The organism is Oceanicola sp. D3, from assembly GCF_006351965.1.
GTDB lineage: Bacteria > Pseudomonadota > Alphaproteobacteria > Rhodobacterales > Rhodobacteraceae > Vannielia.
In genome coordinates this window covers 3,237,079-3,250,447 of the sequence record NZ_CP040932.1, presented here as the reverse complement: position 1 = coordinate 3,250,447, position 13,369 = coordinate 3,237,079, and the positions used below count along the sequence as shown (strand labels likewise).

The window sequence follows — 13,369 nt, the reverse complement described above, 5'->3', positions numbered from 1 at the left end:
GGCCATGGACGGCGGCAGCGCAGCGCGGATTTCTAGCTTTATCGGGGGCCGGGCGGTGCCTGCGGCGGGGGAGCTGTTTGACGATATCAACCCGGCGACCGGCGAGGTTGTGGCGCTGGTGCAGGCCGCGAGCGCGGCGCAGGTTGATGAGGCCGTCGCTGCGGCGCGGGCGGCGCTGCGCGGGCCTTGGGGCCAGATGACGGTGGATCAGCGGGCCAAGGCGATGCACGCGATTGCCGATGGGATTGATGCGCGGCGCGAGGCGTTTTTGCGGGCCGAGATTTTGGATACGGGCAAGCCGGTGAGCCTGGCCTCGCATCTGGATATTCCGCGCGGTGCGGCCAACTTTCGGGCCTTTGCCGAGGTGCTCAAGCACACGCCGGGCGAGGCCTTCCCTTTCGTGGCGCCGGACGGACGGGATGCGCTGAACTACAGCTTGCGCGGCCCGCGCGGCGTGATCGCGGTGATCTGTCCGTGGAACCTGCCGCTGCTGCTGATGACATGGAAGGTTGGCCCGGCGCTGGCCTGCGGCAACACGGTGGTGGTGAAGCCCTCGGAGGAAACCCCGGCCACGGCGGCGCTGCTGGCCGAAGTGATCCGCGATGCCGGGATTCCCGAGGGCGTCTACAATGTGGTGCAGGGCGGCGGGCCGGATGCGGCTGGGCAGTGGCTGACCGAGCATCAGGGCGTCGATGGCATCACCTTTACCGGTGAAACCCGCACGGGCGAGGCGATCATGTGCGCTGCGGCCAAGGGCGTGCGGCCTGTGAGCTTTGAGCTGGGGGGCAAGAACGCGGGCGTGATCTTTGCTGATGCCGATCTGGAGGCGGCGATTGAGCAGAGCGCGAGAGCGGCGTTTATGAACGGTGGGCAGGTGTGTTTGCAGACCGAGCGGCTTTATGTGCAGCGGCCGGTGTTTGAGCAGTTTGTCCAGGGGCTGAAAGCGAAGGCCGAGGCGCTGGTGGCGGGTGACCCTTTTGACACGGGCACGAGTTTTGGCCCGCTTATCCCAACGGACCACCCGGCGAAGGTGCTGGGCTATTACGACAAGGCCTGCGCGGGTGGGGCCGAGGTGATCACCGGCGGCGGACGGCTGGAGATGCCGGGCGCGTTGGCGGGGGGCAATTGGGTGCAGCCGACGATCTGGACCGGCCTCAGCGATGACAGCCCGGTGGTGCGGGAGGAGATCTTTGGGCCTTGCGTGCATATTGCGCCGTTTGACGAGGAGGAGGAGGTTGTGGCCCGCGCGAATGACACGCCCTATGGCCTTGCCTCGATGCTCTGGACGCAGGATGTGAGCCGTGCCCACCGGGTTGCCGCGCAGCTTGAGGCAGGCATCACATGGGTAAACTCGTGGTTCGTCCGCGATCTGCGCACCGCCTTCGGTGGCATGAAGGCCAGCGGGATCGGGCGCGAGGGCGGGGTGCATGGGTTGGAGTTTTATACCGAAACCCGCAATATCTGCGTGAAGCTGTGAGGCGGGAGGCTCTGTCGTGATCGAAAAGCTATCCTACGTGCGGCTCGGCGTGGCCGATCTGGCGCGCTCGGCGGAGTTTGCCGAGCGGATCGTCGGGCTGGAGCCGGTGGCGGCGGAGGAAGAGGGGCTGGCGCTGTTCCGCTCGGACTTCCGCGATCATGCGCTGGCGCTGGTGCAGCGCGACGGGGGCGATGGCGAGGGAGCCTCGCTGGGGCTGGAGCTGCGCGACGAGGCGGCGCTGGCGGCAGTTGTGGAACGGCTGGTGGCGCGGGGCCATCAGGTGTGGCGCGGATCAGAGGCCGATTGCGCCGCACGGCGGTGCCGGGAGATGGCGGGCGTGCGGCTGCGCGGCGGGCTGTCGCTGGAGCTGGTGGTGCGGCCCCTCAGCAGCGGCTGGCGCTACCACGGGCCGAGGGATGCCGGGATCACCGGCTTTGCGAGCGTGGTGATTGCGAGCACCGAGGTTGAGGCGGATATCGCGCTTTGGTGCGAGGTGCTGGGCGCTAAGGTGACGGATTACATCGGCGAGGGGGCCTATCTGGCGATTGATGGCGCGCACCACCGGGTGACGATCCTGCCGAGCGACCGGGACGGGCTGCTGGAGATGCAGTTTGAGGTGGAGGGCATGGATCAGGTGATGCAGGCCGGATACTTCATGCAATCCCATCAGGTGCCGGTGGTGGCCGGGCCCGGACGGCGGCCTGCCTCGGGGGAGTTGTTCATCGGCTTTCGGGGGCCGGATGAGATGCTGTTTGGCTATGTGGCCGAGGGCGAAGCCCGCGACGATCGGCTGGCGCGGCAGTTTGCGCCGGTGCCGGGCAGCTTTTGCGCTTGGGGCAGCCGGAGTGTGGTGCCGGAATACGGGGGGGAGCCATGATTTCGCTGAGAGATGTGAGCTATGTGCGGATGGGCACGCGCGACCTTGAGGGCGCGGAGTTTTTCGCCCGTGACTACCTTGGGCTGGAGGTGGCGGAGCGGCGGCGCGGGGCGGCCTATTTTCGCTCGGACGCGCGGGCGCATACGCTGTGCTATTTCGACGGCGACCCGACCGACCATGCGGTTGGCTTCGAGGTGGCGAGCGAGAGCGAGTTGGAAGAGGCGGCGGCCTCGCTGGAGGCGCTGGGCCATGCCGTGCATCTGGGCACGCCAGAAGAGGCGGCGCTGCGGCAGGTGCGGGCCTTCATCGGGTTTGACGACCCGACCGGAAACCGGATTGAATTGGCGGTGCGCCCCGAGATGAGCGGGCAGCGCTACCACGGCACGCGGGATGCGGGGATCACCGGGTTTTCGCATGTGGGGCTGTGCAGCACCGATCTGGCACGGGACGAGGCGTTTTGGACCAAGGTGTGCAATGCGCGGGTGAGCGACCGGATCGGCGATGCGCCCTTGCTGCGGATTGACGAGGTGCACCACACGATTGCGCTCTTCCCGGCGCAGCGGCAGGGAATTCAGCACATTAATCACCAGGTTGAGACTGCCGATGATATTCAGCGCAGTTTCAACTTTTTGCGGCAACGGAATGTGCGGATGGTCTTTGGCCCCGGGCGGCACCCGACCTCGACGGCGAAGTTCCTCTATTTCGAGGGGCCGGATGGGATGGTGTTTGAGTATTCCTCCGGCGTGGCGGAAATTGCGGACGAGTTGCTCTGGCGCGAGCGGCAGTTTCCGGCGGAGCCGAAGGGGTTTTGCAAATGGGGCGCCAAGCCGGATATTGCCGAGTTTCGCGACGATGACGACTGAGGTGAAACTGCGGCTGGCCGCCCGCGCATTGGGCCGGGCCGGTCTGGCCCATGCCTATGGGCATTGCTCGATGCGGCTTTCTGCGGATGAGTTTCTGGTCTGCGCCCCGGTGCCGATGGGGCAGGTGCCGCCGGGCGCGGCGGGCACGGTGGTGCCGGTGCAGGGGCCGCTGCCCGACGGCGTGCTGGGCGAGGTGCGGATACATCAGCAGCTTTACCGGGCGCGGCCCGAGGCGGGCGGGATCACCCGGAGCATGCCACCGAAGATCATGGCGCTATCGACGCTGGGGCGTGTGCCGCAGATGCGCCATGGGATGGGGGCCTATTTCAGGGCCGGGATGGCGCTTTGGGACTCGCCGCTGCTGATCCGCGACGATGCGCGCGCCGAAGCGCTGGCGGCACAGATGGCGGGGATGCGGGCCGGGGTGATGCGCGGCAACGGGCTGGTGACGGTGGGCGAGAGCATCGAGGAGGCCGTGGTGCTGGCGTGGTATGCCGAGGATGCCGCGCGGATCGAGCTGGAGGTGCTGGCAAGCGGGCAGGAAGGCGTGCTGGTGAGCGCCGAGGAGGCCGCGCTGCGCGACACATGGGGCGGGCGGATCATGGACCGGATGTGGGACTACCTGACCTTTGGGGATCCAGAGGGGTAGCTCTTCGGGGCGCTTCGGCCCCTCATCGCAGGTGCGAAGAGAGCCCGAAGAGGCCGATGAGCATTTCCGTGGATGGCGCCGGTTCAGGCCACGTTTTCAAGCGCTTGCTCGGGCTGCACGCCGATGGCGCGGCAGACGTCGCGGGTGAGGCCCGGGCGGTTGAGGGTGTAGAAGTGCAGGTGCTCCACCCCTTCGTCCAGCAGCTCGGAACACAGCTCGGTGGCCAGCGCGGTGGCCAGAAGCTCCTCGCGCCCGTCCCGCTCGGCGGCCTCGAAAGCCTCGACCATCCACTGGGGCACATGGGCCCCGCAACGGGCGGCGAAGCGGGCGGTGTTCTTGAAGTTTTCGATCGGCAGAACGCCCGGGATCACCGGCTTGTCGATCCCCGCCGCCGCGCAGGCATCGCGGAAACGCAGGAAGGTGTCGGCCTCGAAGAAGAACTGGGTGATCGCCTCATCGGCCCCGGCCTCGAACTTGCGCTTGAGCCAGGCCACATCGGCCCCTTCGCCCTTGGCCTCGGGGTGCGGGTCGGGGTAGGCGCCGACGCGGATTTTGAAATCGCCGGTGTCCTTGAGGGCGGCAATCAGCTCGCAGGCGTTGGCGAACCCTTCGGGATGGGCCTCGAACCCGTCGGAGCCCTTGGGCGGGTCGCCGCGCAGCGCCACGATCTCGCGCACGCCAGCCTCGTGGAAGCCGCGGGCGATTCCCAGCGTTTCTTCGCGGGTTGCATCGACGCAGGTGAGATGCGCGGCCACGTTGAGGCCCGAGGATTTGTGTAGCGTTGCCACTGCCTCGCGGGTCAGTTCACGGGTGGTGCCGCCGGCACCGTAAGTGACCGAAACGAAAGAGGGGTTCAGCGGGGCGAGCACATTCACCGTGTCCCAGAGGCGAAAAGAGGCCTCGAGGTTCTGCGGCGGGAAGAACTCGAAAGAAACGGAAGGCGCGGCGGGCATGACGGGTCTCGTGTGTTTTAGGTCGGTTTTGGTTGTCGCATTTGCGCGGATGTGAAACAAGCTCATAACTCTCAAGACGATCATGAGTTTCACATGCATATCGAATTTCGCCACCTCCGCTCGGTGCGGGCGATCCATCAGGCAGGCGGGCTGGCGCGAGCGGCAGATATGCTCAACATCACCCAGTCGGCGCTGAGCCATCAAATCAAGGGGCTTGAGGATCAGGCGGGGGTGGAGCTGTTTGTGCGCCGCTCCAAGCCGCTGAAGCTCTCGGCCGCCGGGCATCGCCTGCTGAAACTGGCCGAGAAGGTGCTGCCTGAGATCGAGGCGCTGGAGCAGGACTTCAAGGCGCTGCGCTCGGGCAAGACCGGGCGGCTGCATATCGCTATCGAATGCCATGCCTGCTTTGAGTGGCTCTTTCCGGTGCTGGAGCAGTTTCGCCGGGCCTGGCCGGATGTGGACGTCGATATCCGCCCCGGCCTTGCGTTTGACGCGCTGCCGGCGTTGAACCGCGAGGAGGTGGACCTCGTGGTATCTTCCGACCCCGAGGATCTGCCGGGCATCGCCTTTGCGCCGCTGTTCGACTACCAGCCAACCTTCGTCGCCGCCGCCAGCCACCCGCTGGCCGAGAAAGACTGGATTGCGCCGGATGATCTGCGCGACGAGGTGCTCATCACCTACCCGGTGGAGCCCGCGCGGCTGGATGTGTTCTCGCAGTTTCTGACCCCGGCCAAGGTGCAGCCCCGGCAGGTGCGCCAGAGCGAGCTGACGGCAGTGATCCTGCTGCTGGTGGCCTCGGGGCGCGGGGTGAGCGTGCTGCCCGATTGGGTGCTGCGGGCCACGGTGAAGAGCGACGATTACATCACCCGCCCGCTTACCGAATCCGGCCTGACCCGCCGCCTCTATGCCGCCACGCGGGAGGAAGAGGCGACCAAGCCCTACATGGCACATTTCCTCAAGCTCGCCCGGACCGAGCCGGTGAAGTTGCAACGCGCCGGGTGAACCCTTGGCAGCGGACGGATTCGGGCCTATACGCGCGGCCTTGAGCCGAGAAGGAGCCGGATGATGACGGGCAGTGCAAACCTCAACACCATGATCAAGGCCGCCCGCAAGGCAGGCCGCTCGCTGGTGAAGGATTTCCGCGAGGTGGAGAACCTGCAGGTCAGCTCCAAGGGACCGGGAGACTTTGTGTCGCGCGCCGACATGCGGGCCGAGGAGATCGTCAAGGAAGATCTGATGGGCGCGCGGCCCACCTACGGCTGGCTTGGCGAAGAGGGCGGCGGCGAGGATGGCGAAGACCCGACCCGCCGCTGGATCGTCGACCCGCTCGATGGCACCACCAACTTTTTGCACGGGCTGCCTCACTGGGCGGTGTCGATTGCTCTGGAGCACAAGGGCGAGGTCGTTGCCGGTGTTGTCTATGACCCGGCGAAGGACGAGTGCTTCTGGGCCGAGAAGGGCGCTGGTGCGTGGATGAACGAGACCCGGCTGCGGGTGTCGGGACGCGAGAAGATGATCGAATGCATCTTCGCCACCGGCCTGCCGTTTGGCGGCCGCCCCGAGCTGCCCGAAACGCTGCAGGCCTGCGCCCGGCTGCTGCCCACCTGCGCCGGTGTGCGCCGTTGGGGCGCTGCCGCGCTGGACTTGGCCTATGTTGCCGCAGGGCGGCTCGATGGCTACTGGGAGCGCCGCCTGAATGCGTGGGACATCGCCGCGGGCGAGCTGATCGTGCGCGAGGCGGGCGGCTTTGTGGAGCCGATGGACGAGGGCGAGCGGGTACTGGAGAGCGGTGCCATCATCGCGGCCAACCCGTCGATCTTTTCCAAGTTCGCCAAGCAGGTGCGCGGCGCCTGAGGGCGGGCCAAAAGAGATTTTGGGCCTCCGGCGGGGAGTATTTGAAGCAAGAAAATGAACAGAGGCGCGCCTCATAGGAAGTGGCGCGCTTTTGATTCAAACTGTTCCTATTGCCCGACGCGGGTTGGCCTGACGCTGTCTCGTTGCATTTTCTTGCTGCAGATATCCAATCCGAACGGACCGATCAGGCGCGGTCGCTGGGGTGGTTCACGCCGTCAGACCAGGGGATTGGCTCCAGGTCGCGGGGGTTCACCCCATCGAGGCAGCCCGCGTTTACGCCGTATTCATCGGGGTTCGAGCGGCGCTTGTGGTGAGTGTAGATGCCGCATGTGGCGCAGAACCAGTGCTTTGCGGTGTGTGTGCCCCATGTGTAGAGCGTGAGGATTTCAGCGCCTTTCACGATCTGCAGATTGGCCAGCTTGGCCGAAACGGGGGCGGCGCCACGGCGGCGGCAGAAGGAGCAGTCGCAGCGGCGGATCGAGCCGAGGCCGGCGGGCACCAGTGTGACCTTTAGTTCCACGGCGCCACAGTGGCAGGTGGCCTTTCTGGGGACTTCGGTCATTTGCGTCTCCGGACGGTGGGGATGGAGCTGGACGAGAGCTGGCCATAGTTGGTTTCAGGGTGGGGCGGGTGGCCCTCTGTCTTTTGCCACCAGCTGGCCGCGCCTTCTTTGAGGAACCACGGCAGGGTGCCGATCAGCCCGGCGACGAAGCCGCCGACGTGGGCCCAGTAGGCGACGCCTGTGCCTGCGCCGACGGTCATTGCGCCGTTTACCAGTTGCAGGCCGAACCAGACGGCCAGCACGATCCAGGCCGGGATGGGCCAGATTTTTGGGATGATGACGATGATGAAGAGCACGTCGATCTTGGCTTTGGGATAGAGCAGCAGGTAGCCGCCCATCACCCCGGCGATGGCCCCCGAAGCCCCCACCAGCGGGGCGGTGCTGCCGGGCGAGAAGACGACGTGAAGCCATGTCGCCACGACCCCTGTGGCGAGGTAGAAGCCGAGGAAGGCGAAGGGCCCCATCTCCTCTTCCAGGTTGTCGCCAAAGATCCACAAAAACAGCATGTTACCGGCAAGGTGCATGATGCCGCCATGGAGGAACATGGCGGTGATATAGTCGAGCGCCTGCGCCCGCGCGGGGGTGACGCCGAACTCGGAATAAAGCGCGTAAAGCTGGCGGTCATTCAGCGGCAAAGTCACCAGCAGAAACACCGCGACATTGATGATGATGAGCCCGAGCGTGACCCATGGGGTGGTGCGGGAGGGGTTGTGATCGCGGATCGGGAACATGGGCGATAGGTGCCCTGAGGGGCCGGTTTGGTCAAGGCGGGTCGCGTTAATCATGTTTTCGGGAGGGGAGTTGACGCAGGAAGGCCGCGCGGAGAGGCTGAGACATGGTTAGCAAAGTGTTGATATTGGCCCTCGCGGTGACCTGCGCCAGCGCCACGGCAGGCGCCGCAGAACGCTGTGAGATGGCGGTGCTGGTGGAGCCCGACAAGCGCGAGCAGGTGCTGCAATCGGTTCGTGAGGCGGGCAGCGAACAGGAGGCCCGCGCCCATACCAACGCGATGTGGGAGATCTGGGCCACCGCGCCCGACGCCCATGCGCAGGAGCTGCTCGACGAGGGGATGGACCGGCGCGAAGCCCGTGATTTTGCGGGCGCGATCAAGGCCTTCGACGCGTTGGTGGACTATTGCCCGAGCTATGCCGAAGGCTACAACCAACGCGCCTTCATCCGCTTCATCCAGCAGGATTACGCCCCCGCCCTCGCTGACCTCGACGCCGCCATCACCCGCTCCCCCGACCACTTCGCCGCCATCGCCGGAAAGGCGCTGACGCTGATGGGGCTGGGCCGCAATGGCGAGGCAAAGACGGCGCTGGAGGCCGCGCTGGAGCTGAACCCTTGGCTGCCCGAGCGTGGCTTGATGGGGATGCTGGAGAATCAGGACATCTGAGGCAGGCAGGGCCGCCGGTGGCCGTATCCGTAAACCCGCCGCACCCCGGGGCAGGAGTCTGGCGTTAACCCTGAAATTCAGGGGGCCACAAGTGATGCACATCCTATGCACAACTGATGCAGATGTCGCCTGACATAGCGAGCGTTAATCAATGCACCGTGCGCATGTCCGGCGCGTGCCAGGCCCATGAAGCAGCAAGTCTGTTTCGACGGGTTTTCCCGGCGCGATCAGGCGTCTATGGTCGCGCCGCGACCGCCCCCCGTGCCCGCGTGGTGGAATGGTAGACACTGGGGACTTAAAATCCCTTGGCTTTATGCCGTGCCGGTTCGAGTCCGGCCGCGGGCACCAGGGGTGGTGGGCAGATTGGGTGGTGGGCAAATTGGGTGGTGGGCAGATTGCCCACCCTACGGTTTGGCCTATCGCTCGTAGCCTGTCATCTCCAGGTAGCCGCGGCCCTTGTGGGTGCCGGTGATGCTGACGGGGCCTTCCCAGTATTCGAAGCTGACATCCATCCAGGCGTCATCGCGCAGGGCGTCTATTTCCACGTCCAGCGACTGGGCGGGGAGTTCTACGCGCCAGCGGGTGGGTGGGTTGGTGCCTTCGAGCGGGGTGAGGTGGAGGGCGCCGTCGCCGTAGGGGGTGGCGGTGCCGTCTGGGGCGATCCATGTGGCGGAGGTGAAGGCGGTGCCGTCGGTGGCGCGCAGGGCGAAGCCCATGAGGCGGGCGCCGGTGGTGAAGGTGAGCGAGACCCAATCCCACCCGGCCTGATTTTCGGCCAGCGGTTGGGAGGACCATTCACGGTCGAGCCAGGCGTTGCCGGTGACGGGGATCTCGCCGGTGGGCAGGGTGAGGGTGCCGGTCACCTCGTAGAAGGGTTGCGAGTAGTAGTGGCTGGCCTGCCCGGTGGGGGATTTGACCGAGTAGCCCTTGTCGCCCTGCAGGACCAGCGGGCCGGTGGCTTGCAGGTGTAGCTTGTAGGCGAAATCGGGGGCGGAGGCGGTGAGGCTGAGGGCGTCCAGCTCATCGCCGGTTCCGGAGCCGTTGGCGGCCATGTGCCAATCGTCGATCCATGCGGCGAAGGGGGCGGCGGTGACGCCGGCTTGCCCGATGCCGCCGCGCGCACGGCGCTCGGTGGAGAAATGGGCTGAGGGCGTGGTGAGCGCGGCGTGGGCCATCCAGATTTGCGGCGAGGACCAGCCTTCGGCGTCATGCGGCGCGAGGGCGGAGCGAAAGAGCGTCCACTGGATGCCATAGGGGGTGCCGTCGGGGCCTTCCAGCGTGGCGGTGAGATACCACCATTCGATGCGGAAGGCGGGGTGGGGGCCGTGATCGGCCGGAAAACGCAGGCGGGTGTCGGGGGAGGGCAGGGCGAAGCCGGACGCCTCGGTGCCCAGCCCGGCGAAGCCTTGGGCGCGGGCCGTCAGCGGTGCGGCGGCGAGGGCGGCGAGGAGGGTGCGTCTGGTGAGGCTCATCTTTCGCTCGCGAAGGTCTTGAGGAAGGCGGTGGGCTGGGTGCGGCGGAGCTTGATCACCGGCCATGCGCAGGCCAGCGCGGCGGCGGCGAGGGCGGCGGCGAAGAGCAGCGCCCATTGGCCGGGGAAGAGGAACATCGGCAGGCGCCAGCCGAAGGCCTCGGTGTTGACGACGGCAAGCAGCGCCCAAGCCAGTGCGAGGCCGAGGGGCAGGGCGAAGGCGGCGGTGAAGGCGGCGAGCGCGAGGGTGCGGATGGCCTCCAGCGCGGCGAGGCGGGCGCGGGTGCTGCCCATGGCCCAGACCGGGGCGATCTGGGGCAGGCGCATGGTGGAGAGGGTGAGCATGGCGGTGAGGATTGCCAGTGCCGCCACGCCGAGGGTGAGGGCATTGAGCGCCGCCGTCACGGCGAAGGTACGCTCGAAGATGGCGAGCGAGTAGGCCTTGATCTCGGCATTGGGCACGAGGGCGGTGGGGGGCAGGCCGAAGGTTTTGGTGAGTGCGGTGCTGAGTGCGGCGACATCGGCGGGGGCAACGCGCAGGCCGTAGCGGAGTTTGGGCACATCGGGGAAGTGGCTGGTGAGGGCCTCGATGGAGGTGATGGCCTGGGGGGCGGGGTTTCCGTAGTCGGAATAGGTGGCGATGATCTCGGCGCTCCAGTCTGGCGTGAGCTGGAGGGTGTCGCCGGGGGAGAGGGCGGCGCGGCGGGCGAGCTGTTCGTTGATCATCACCGCGTTGCCGGTGGCGAGCCTGTCCCACGGGTTTGTGGCGGCGGTGAGGAGGGGCCAGTTGTTGCGGTAGGTTTCGTGATCGGCCACGCCGTAGAGCTCGCCGGTGCCTTGGTCGGCCAGCGGAATGTCGACGTGCCAGATGGGGAGCGTGGCCTGCACCTCGGGGCGGGTTTCGAGGAAGGCGCGCAGGCGGGTGGCTTCCTCTTCGGAGCGGGCGGTGACGTAGAGCTCGGAGACGAGGCGCTGATCGAGGAAACCGGTGAAGGTGAGGCGGAAGGAGCTGACCATGGTGCCCACGCCGATGTTGGTGGCCAGTGCCAGCAGCAGGGCCATGAGGGCGAGGCGGAGGCCGGGGAGTTGCTGGCGGGCGTCGGCCCAGAGCCATTGTGACAGCGGACGGCGGGCGAGGGCTTGGGCGCCAGCGAGGAGGGCGGCGAGCAGGGCGGGCAGGGCGAGGGCGGCGCCGAGCAACAGGCCGCCGAGCAGGGCAAAGCCACCGGGCAGCCCGCCGATGAGGGGCACGGCAGCGGCCCCGGCGGCGGCCAGCGCGAGGCCAGCGGCGGCTTGCAGCGCGAGGGTGCGGGCAGAGGCGCGGGCCCAGGCGCGCGATTGGGCGGAGGAGAGGATGGGCAGCCGGGCGAGGGCGATGAGCGCCCCGGCCCCGGCGGCGAGGGTGCCTGCGAGGGCGATGGCAAGCCCGGTCACCGCCCAGGCCAGGCGGAAGGTGAGCTGGCCGGGCAGGGCTGCGCCATAGAGCCCGCGCAGGGAGGCCGAGACATCAGGCAGGAGCGCAGCGGCGGTGATATGGCCGAGGGCGAGGCCTGCGCTGCCCGCGATGAGGGCGAAGGCGGTGAGCTCGGCCAAGGTTAGCGCGGCGAGCAGGCGGGTGGAGAGGCCGAGGGCGCGCAGGGTGCGAAACATCGGGCGGCGCTGCTCGAAGGCCAGCCCGATGGCGCCATAGGCGATGAAGAGGCCGACGGCGAAGGCGAGCATGCCAAAGGCGGTGAGGTTGAGGTGGAAGCTGCGGGTGAGCCGGGCGATCTCGGCCCCGCCCTGGGGGCGGGTGCGGGTGAGGCCGGGGGCGATCTCGGACAGCGGCGGGCGGGTGAGCGGCTGCTCCGCCTCGGGGGCGAGGAGCAGGTGGGTGATGGTGCCGGAGGGCGCGCGGCTCATGGCGCCGTCGATGGTGGTGATGAGGGTGCCGGGGGGCAGGCCGGGGGCCGGGGTGGCCTCGGGCGCGAGGGCGAGGGTTTCGGGCGCGGCCCATGCGGGGGGCGGCAGGGTGATGAGGGCGGCGGGGGGCATTTGCGCGAGGGTGGGCGCAAGCGCGGGCAGGCTGCCCATGGGGAGGGTGAGAAAATCGTAGCCCTCCACGGTAAGGCCTTCGGGCGTGGTGCCTTGCCAGACCGGGGAAACCTGCCAGCCCGCGCGGCGCAGGGCGAGGAAACGCTCCATCGGGATGCGGCCTGCGGGCGAGGTGAGGTGATCGGGCGTGTCGGGCGAAAGCGCGGCCTCGGAGGCGGCGTAGGAGGCGCGGGCCTCGGCGTTGATGGCTTGGACGGCGGAGAAGAGCGCGGTGGCCAGCGCGATGCCGAGCAGCAGGGTGGCGAGCTGGCCGGGGTGGCGGCGCCAGTGGGAGAGCAGGGCGGAAAGGGCGGCGCGGGTCATGTGCAGGCGCGGAGGCACGCTGGCCGGGGGAGGCGGCTGACGGTGGGGTTTGTGCGCCGGGGTGGGCGTTGCTCGTCCGCCCTTCGAGGCGTCCTCGCGTGCGCGGGTGGCGGCGGGGAGACTGCACATGGCCACTGGTGTTGGGCGCGGGGCGGGGTCATGCCAGCTTGCCCCGGGAGAGGTGCAGGCGGCGGGACATGGCGGCGGCGATGTTTGGCGAGTGGGTGACGGTGACGAGGGCTGCGCCGGTTTCGGCGGTGAGCTCCAGCATGAGGGCGAGGACGGAGGCGGCATTGTCTTCGTCGAGGTTGCCGGTGGGCTCGTCGGCAAGGATCAGGGGCGGCTTTGCGGCCAGAGACCGGCCAATGGCGAGGCGCTGCTGCTGGCCGCCGGAGAGGGTTTCTGGCCATGCCGAGAGCAGCGGCGTGAGGCCAAGGCGGGCCGCGAGCGCCTCGCACCATTCCGGATCATGCCGCCCGGCGAGGCGGGCCTGAAAAGAGAGGTTGGCGGCCACGTCGAGGGAGGGGATCAGGTTGAACTGCTGGAAGATCAGGCCGATGTGTTTGCGCCGGGCTTCGGCGCGGGCGGCATCCGGCAGGCCGGAGAGCGCTGCGCCATTCAGCGTGACGGTGCCGCTGTTGGGGCGGTCGAGCCCGGCGAGCAGGTGGAGCAGGGTGGATTTACCAGAGCCGCTTTCACCCGTCAGGGCAAGGGTTTCGCCTGCGGCGAGGGTGAGGGAGACGCCGGAGAGCACGGGTTGTGCCTCGCCCGAGGCGAGAGGAAAGGATTTGTGGATATCTTCGGCGGTCAGCAGCATGGCCGGGAGGATGTAGGCTTGCGTCGCCAAAGGGAAGTGGGGTGCGGCGCTGG

At 67.9% G+C, this 13,369-nt stretch carries 13 protein-coding genes and 1 tRNA gene; 8 read left to right on the top strand and 6 right to left on the bottom strand.

Going from position 1 to position 13,369, the window contains the following annotated elements; genetic code table 11:
* Nucleotides 1–4 precede the first annotated feature (4 nt).
* Genes FHY55_RS16240 through FHY55_RS16225 form a run of 4 tightly spaced genes read left to right on the top strand, consistent with a single transcriptional unit; the run spans nucleotide 5 to nucleotide 3,866 of the window.
* Entirely contained in the window at nucleotides 5–1,477 is a 1,473-nt protein-coding gene (locus FHY55_RS16240) for a 2-hydroxymuconic semialdehyde dehydrogenase (RefSeq protein WP_140015178.1), read from the top strand.
* Nucleotides 1,478–1,493: 16 nt separating this feature from the next.
* Nucleotides 1,494–2,354 carry a VOC family protein gene (locus FHY55_RS16235; RefSeq protein ID WP_140015177.1) on the top strand — a complete coding sequence of 287 codons (861 nt, stop codon included), beginning with the start codon at nucleotides 1,494–1,496 and terminating at the stop codon, nucleotides 2,352–2,354.
* The gene (locus FHY55_RS16230) at nucleotides 2,351–3,217 is read left to right on the top strand and encodes a VOC family protein (RefSeq protein ID WP_140015176.1); all 867 of its coding nucleotides are present in this window, start codon (nucleotides 2,351–2,353) and stop codon (nucleotides 3,215–3,217) included. Before FHY55_RS16235 ends, FHY55_RS16230 begins: the two co-directional genes overlap by 4 nt.
* Complete coding sequence (locus tag FHY55_RS16225; RefSeq protein WP_140015175.1) at nucleotides 3,207–3,866, top strand: class II aldolase/adducin family protein; 660 nt, start codon at nucleotides 3,207–3,209, stop codon at nucleotides 3,864–3,866. Before FHY55_RS16230 ends, FHY55_RS16225 begins: the two co-directional genes overlap by 11 nt.
* 83 nt (nucleotides 3,867–3,949) lie before the next feature.
* Here the strand turns inward: FHY55_RS16225 and metF are convergent, their stop codons facing one another.
* A complete protein-coding gene (gene metF, locus FHY55_RS16220; protein WP_254695349.1) occupies nucleotides 3,950–4,819 on the bottom strand; it encodes a methylenetetrahydrofolate reductase [NAD(P)H] in 870 nt (289 codons plus the stop codon).
* Between the two features lie 93 nt (nucleotides 4,820–4,912).
* Here metF and FHY55_RS16215 point away from each other — a divergent pair, with 93 nt between their 5' ends.
* Together FHY55_RS16215 and FHY55_RS16210 are read left to right on the top strand one after the other, a co-directional pair.
* Nucleotides 4,913–5,821, top strand: coding sequence for a LysR family transcriptional regulator (locus FHY55_RS16215; protein WP_140015173.1), 909 nt, complete (start codon nucleotides 4,913–4,915; stop codon nucleotides 5,819–5,821).
* Nucleotides 5,822–5,884: 63 nt separating this feature from the next.
* Nucleotides 5,885–6,673: an inositol monophosphatase family protein gene (locus FHY55_RS16210; RefSeq protein ID WP_140015172.1), complete on the top strand. Its 789-nt coding sequence runs from the start codon at nucleotides 5,885–5,887 to the stop codon at nucleotides 6,671–6,673.
* A gap of 184 nt (nucleotides 6,674–6,857) precedes the next feature.
* Here the strand turns inward: FHY55_RS16210 and FHY55_RS16205 are convergent, their stop codons facing one another.
* Together FHY55_RS16205 and FHY55_RS16200 are read right to left on the bottom strand one after the other, a co-directional pair.
* Entirely contained in the window at nucleotides 6,858–7,235 is a 378-nt protein-coding gene (locus FHY55_RS16205) for a GFA family protein (RefSeq protein ID WP_140015171.1), read from the bottom strand.
* Nucleotides 7,232–7,966, bottom strand: a complete 735-nt coding sequence (locus FHY55_RS16200) for a rhomboid family intramembrane serine protease (RefSeq protein ID WP_140015170.1) — start codon at nucleotides 7,964–7,966, stop codon at nucleotides 7,232–7,234. The genes FHY55_RS16205 and FHY55_RS16200 overlap by 4 nt, the downstream gene beginning before the upstream one ends.
* A 104-nt stretch (nucleotides 7,967–8,070) precedes the next feature.
* On the opposite strand from FHY55_RS16200, the gene FHY55_RS16195 reads away from it, so the two are divergent.
* The gene (locus FHY55_RS16195; protein ID WP_168223035.1) at nucleotides 8,071–8,631 is read left to right on the top strand and encodes a tetratricopeptide repeat protein; all 561 of its coding nucleotides are present in this window, start codon (nucleotides 8,071–8,073) and stop codon (nucleotides 8,629–8,631) included.
* Between the two features lie 263 nt (nucleotides 8,632–8,894).
* A tRNA-Leu gene (locus FHY55_RS16190) sits at nucleotides 8,895–8,979 on the top strand.
* 68 nt (nucleotides 8,980–9,047) lie between these two features.
* On the opposite strand, the gene FHY55_RS16185 is transcribed toward FHY55_RS16190, so the two are convergent.
* From FHY55_RS16185 to FHY55_RS16175, 3 genes are all read right to left on the bottom strand, one after another.
* Nucleotides 9,048–10,103 (bottom strand): lipocalin-like domain-containing protein, encoded by a 1,056-nt coding sequence (locus FHY55_RS16185; protein ID WP_140015169.1) that lies wholly within the window; start codon nucleotides 10,101–10,103, stop codon nucleotides 9,048–9,050.
* On the bottom strand, nucleotides 10,100–12,499 hold the full coding sequence (locus FHY55_RS16180) for an FtsX-like permease family protein (protein WP_140015168.1): 2,400 nt from the start codon (nucleotides 12,497–12,499) through the stop codon (nucleotides 10,100–10,102). Before FHY55_RS16180 ends, FHY55_RS16185 begins: the two co-directional genes overlap by 4 nt.
* A 157-nt stretch (nucleotides 12,500–12,656) precedes the next feature.
* Entirely contained in the window at nucleotides 12,657–13,316 is a 660-nt protein-coding gene (locus FHY55_RS16175; RefSeq protein ID WP_210410499.1) for an ABC transporter ATP-binding protein, read from the bottom strand.
* Nucleotides 13,317–13,369 lie beyond the last annotated feature (53 nt).